General features: G+C 50.4%; 1 protein-coding gene. It reads left to right on the top strand.

What is annotated here, in order from left to right; all coding sequences use genetic code 11:
• The coding region (locus A3730_RS00315; protein WP_369819028.1) for a pentapeptide repeat-containing protein at positions 1-725 on the top strand (725 nt) is incomplete at its 5' end.
• Positions 726-928: the final 203 nt, after the last annotated feature.

Raw genomic sequence — 928 nt, 5'->3', positions numbered from 1 at the left:
GCCCGCATTGCGGGCTGACGCTTTTCCAGGAGAATATAATGAAACTTATAACGTTATCTCGAGCAATAACTTTAGTCACTTTCCTGGCTCTAAATGGCGGCGTTCATGCTGACGACTTTAGCGCGGACATTCCCAGCCATAATGGTTGCCAACTTAAGCCAGCCACCGACTGCGCAGGTGCGGACCTAAAAGGTGCGGACCTTAGCGGCTTAGACCTGACGGGAGCAAATTTTGCAGGCGCCAATCTTGAAGGCGCAGACCTGCGACACAGCAACCTTAAGGGAGTCAATCTGGAAAAAGCCAATCTTCGCAACGCGAATATGAGCCGGGCGCGCCTAATGAGCACCAACCTGCGCATGGCAGACCTTACCGGCGCTCGCTTGATTGCCATACAAAGCTGGAACCTGTTTGCCCAGAAAGCAATTTTTCACAACGTGGATGCAACTGGTGCGAATTTGGAGTTTGGCCGGCTGACTCGTTCTGAATGGAACAATGCCAATATGACAGGCGTCAACCTGGAGATGGCCTGGTTCAATAAAGCAAAACTCAATGGTGCTAACCTCCAGGATGCCAACCTTCAAGAGGTTAAGCTAAACCTTTCCAGTTTGCGCAATGCCAACCTGGAAGGCGCAAACCTGCGCTATGGAAACTTCCAGAGCATGGACATGCACGGGTGCACCGCTTGCCCCTTTGATTGGGCTTATAAAGACGGACCTGGACCGTAAACCGCGGACTTCAGCCCCCTTCTCTGTCAGGCGGGGGCTACTCTTCTTTTCCTTTTAACCTGCCGGACAAATTCTTCAACGCCATTTTCAACTTTAATGGCTTCAATGGCTTGTAAATCTGCATAAATCCATTCTGGATACAGCGTTGTTTTAGCTCTGCACTACGATCAGCCGTTACCAGCATTACCGGTAATGGGATTTGA

It is taken from the genome of Alcanivorax sp. HI0044, from assembly GCF_001634945.1.
This window is presented reverse-complemented; position numbering and strand designations above follow the sequence as displayed.